4 protein-coding genes are annotated in these 3,515 nt (G+C 45.6%); 1 reads left to right on the top strand and 3 read right to left on the bottom strand.

Annotated elements, in window-relative coordinates:
- The coding region (locus QUA62_RS28450) for a Calx-beta domain-containing protein (RefSeq protein ID WP_333408167.1) at positions 1-1,440 on the bottom strand (1,440 nt) is incomplete at its 3' end.
- Between the two features lie 353 nt (positions 1,441-1,793).
- On the opposite strand from QUA62_RS28450, the gene QUA62_RS28445 reads away from it, so the two are divergent.
- Positions 1,794-1,973 (top strand): hypothetical protein, encoded by a 180-nt coding sequence (locus QUA62_RS28445; protein WP_333408166.1) that lies wholly within the window; start codon positions 1,794-1,796, stop codon positions 1,971-1,973.
- Positions 1,974-2,003: 30 nt separating this feature from the next.
- Here QUA62_RS28445 and QUA62_RS28440 read toward each other — a convergent pair whose 3' ends face one another.
- Positions 2,004-2,801: a PEP-CTERM sorting domain-containing protein gene (locus tag QUA62_RS28440; protein WP_333408165.1), complete on the bottom strand. Its 798-nt coding sequence runs from the start codon at positions 2,799-2,801 to the stop codon at positions 2,004-2,006.
- Positions 2,802-3,138: 337 nt separating this feature from the next.
- Positions 3,139-3,414, bottom strand: coding sequence for a helix-turn-helix domain-containing protein (locus tag QUA62_RS28435; RefSeq protein ID WP_333408164.1), 276 nt, complete (start codon positions 3,412-3,414; stop codon positions 3,139-3,141).
- Positions 3,415-3,515: the final 101 nt, after the last annotated feature.

Genomic DNA, 3,515 nt, shown 5'->3' with positions numbered 1-3,515 from the left:
TGGCGTCGGTGTTGGCGAATCGCTTGGTAGTGGAGTGATGGATGGCGTCGGTGTCGGTATCAACACGTATGGTGGCGGAGTGTCATTATCTGTAATCGCTAAAACAGCAGTATCGCTATACCCAATTCTTACCTTTCCTTTAGGGTTGCTCAAGCGTAAATTAAATAACCCTCCTTCAAATGCGACATCATTTACCAAGGGAACTGTTACTGTCTGAGTGGTTTCTCCGGGGGCAAAATTGACCTCTATGGGGGTCGCGCTGCCATACGAGGGGGATGTCGCTGAGTTATTAACAATAAATATAGTTGCCCCTACAGTTGCATCTAATTCACCACCTTTGCGTGTCACTGTTATTGCAGCGATCGGCGTGCCGTCTTCTTTTCTTTCAAACTTCGTCTCGCTCAATTCTAATATTGAGCTAATAGGAGTAATTTCGCTGGTAAATTTAGAGGCTGTAATTTCGTTACTGTTAATTCCTTTTAAAATAGCCAGATACTCGCCAGTCACTCGATCTTGAATTACTGTATCGTTTGCAAAATTGCTGCTGCCTTGATAAATGCTCAAGTCTTGAAATGCTAAGCCGCCGTCCAATCCAATTAAGTCAAATCCTTGACCGAAGTCGCTAATAATGTCAGCATCGGATAGATTTGTGCCGCCGGTAGTAAAAAAGCCCGGAACGTGATCGATTCTGCCGATAACAAACAAATCGCCACCGCTGCCGCCTGTTAAAGTATCGCCCCCGTGATCGCCAAAAAGGACATCATTTCCTTCATCTCCAAATAAGAGATCGCTTTCTTTTCCGCCGCGAATTATGTCATTTTGCGTGCCGCCGTAAACTGTATCTAAACCTTCACCGCCATGGAGAGTATCATTGTCTTCGCCCTCGTAAATTAAGTCGCTGCCGAAACCAGCAAATATGATGTCGTCGTCGGTTTTTCCATTAGCGGTATCGCTGCCTAATTGACCGTAAAGAATCTCATTAAGTGTTTCGCCTAAGAGTTTATCGTCATCTTTGCCGGCGAGAACGATGTCGCTGCCTTTTTTTTCCACCAAACTGCCACTACCTTCATTGCCATTGAGTTCTTCTTCTCCGCGGCTGCCTAAAATGCCAGAATTAGCTCGATCGCCTGCTGGTTGCTTGCTGCCAATACCTCCGAACAAGATATCGTTGCCCAAGTCGCCGTAAATGATATCATTGCCCCTATCTCCGAATACCTGGTCATCTCCTTTTCCTCCGTGTACGGAGTCATTATCTTTGCCGGCGTCGATAGTATCGTTATTTTGTTTCCCGTTAATGTAGTCATTGCCTTCATTACCCCACAGCAAGTCGCTTCCTTCGTCTCCAAGGAGTGTGTCGTTACGGCTATCGGCTTGGATGATGTCGCCCAATTGCCAACCAGTCAGAAAATCCTGTTCTTGCGTTCCCTCAAAAGTAGGCATTTTAGGTTCCACCTATCAAAAATCTGAACGATCGATTTTACATCCAGTCAAAACTCATATTATCTAGCAGATCTATATAACGTCAATTAACAGGCACTTATAGATCTGATCAGCAGGGCGCAACTGGCATTGCTTGCGATGCCCAGCACTTGCCCTCCTAAAACCCCAATTATCGCACTTAACCACCGCGCCCCAGAGTTTTTGAGTTTGTGACCCCTGGATGGATTCACTAACTTTTTTGTAGAACATCAACAGCACCATCATCAGCCTTTTGAACTTGGTGCTGTTTATTGAATTGACCGATCGCCTGTTGCCAGGGAATCTACCTGGGTTGGACGATCGGTGAAGCAACTGTGGGCAAAATAGTCTTACTAACCACGATCGCTGCAATCATGTTTCGCTTGTGGCAATCCTGGCCGCATGAGTTTGCGGTGTTAAGTGTGTGGCCTCAAGGCGCGTTTTGGGTGTTTGTTGGGGGATTAGTCGGCTGCACTTCCAAGTGGGCTTTCGAGCAAGCTGTTGCCCGCAACTGAGAAGTTTATTAAACTCTGTCAAACGGTAGATTAACCTTGTGGCGTTGTTTTATGCTGCGGACTTGAATGCTTTCGTTTCAGCCATCCTCCCCAGCCTAGGGCTATAGCTGAACCAAAGATTGCGGTCGGTTCAGGCACAGGCTCGGATTCAACTATCTCAAACTCTCCGTTAACTATCAGTGTGGGTGGGACTTTACCATAATTAGTATTCAGAATGATGGAATTCTGCTTCAAGGAACGCAGGGCAAACCCAGCAAACTCATTGTTGTTGCTAACTCGTTCATTAACAAATGAAGTCACGTTAAAGTAAGCAAACTGCTTTCCATATTCTGAGATATCTGTAGAATCTAAGAATACTCCCGCCTCAAAATCTGATGCTTCGGCTGTTCCGTTTCCTACATAGCCGAAGATACCCAGATCGCGAGGTTCACTCCCAGAATCAGCGGTTGGCGCACTCAAAAGCTCAACCCGAAGGATTGCACGGGTAATGCTGGTAATTCTGGTATCAGTACGGTAACCAGTGCTGGCCCAGGTTAAACCAGGGATAGAGAATTCGGTCAACGCTGCTATTTCCCTAGCAGTTGTTTTCTCCACCTCATACCAACTATGAAGATTACCGCTGTCCACATTAGGATAAGCCAGCTCAGTCACCCTATCTCCCAGTCCGTCAAAGCTACCAAAAGAGTCGCCATCTATGACTTGAAAAGTGATTAGAGGGTAAGGGTAGTAATTGCTAAATGTAGCTGAATAAGCTTCTTCGGTTCCCAGGACAAAACCTAGAGCCGTGCAAACAGAGGCAACTGCAACTTTGTGGTAGTGATTTTTCATGAAGATTAAATTGCTTTTTATCGTAAACAACTTGACTGGAAAGTTCATTCAGTAATCAAGCTACCTAAATACTAGCTAGCTTACTGAAAAAACCATAATTCTTTATTCAACTTATTTAATCTTAACTAGAAAGTTAGGTGCATCAATGCTCTAGAAAGCGTAACGATCGCCATTATCAAAACAGAACCGTCGCGACCATCGCCTCAAACCGACTCATCCATCCACCCGCAAGCCAACAATCCCAATGCACCGGGGGTGTTTCCTATTGGGGATAAGTCATTTCACATTGGGGACACCGACCAGTAAACAGTGGGTGCGTATCCAGCAGCTCTAACTGTTAAACAGTGGGTGCGTATCCAGCAGCTCTAACTGTTGCAAGGCGTGTCCACCGCTGCCTCGGTTGCAAGATTAATTCGCCGTTGTAAGTAAGTGGGCGGGAAACTTTACAACTATGTAACGGAAGACCTTCTAGACCAGATTTTTCCCATTTGTGCAAAACTTCTCTGACTGTCTGTGAAGTCCAATTTACATGAGCCGCTATTTTTTCGACGTACCAACCCTGTGGATTTAACCGAATGACTTCGGCGGGCGTCTTTGACTTTCTGTGGTACATTTGCTGTTCTGAGGTTGAAGAGGGGGGTGCATCTCAGTTTTGCACATATATCAAGTGGAAAGTTGACCATTGAGATAAGCACAGCGCAGAGAAAGGATAGA

The sequence above is a fragment of the Microcoleus sp. MON1_C1 genome, from assembly GCF_036701945.1.
In the GTDB taxonomy this organism is placed as follows: domain Bacteria; phylum Cyanobacteriota; class Cyanobacteriia; order Cyanobacteriales; family Microcoleaceae; genus Microcoleus.
This window is presented reverse-complemented; position numbering and strand designations above follow the sequence as displayed.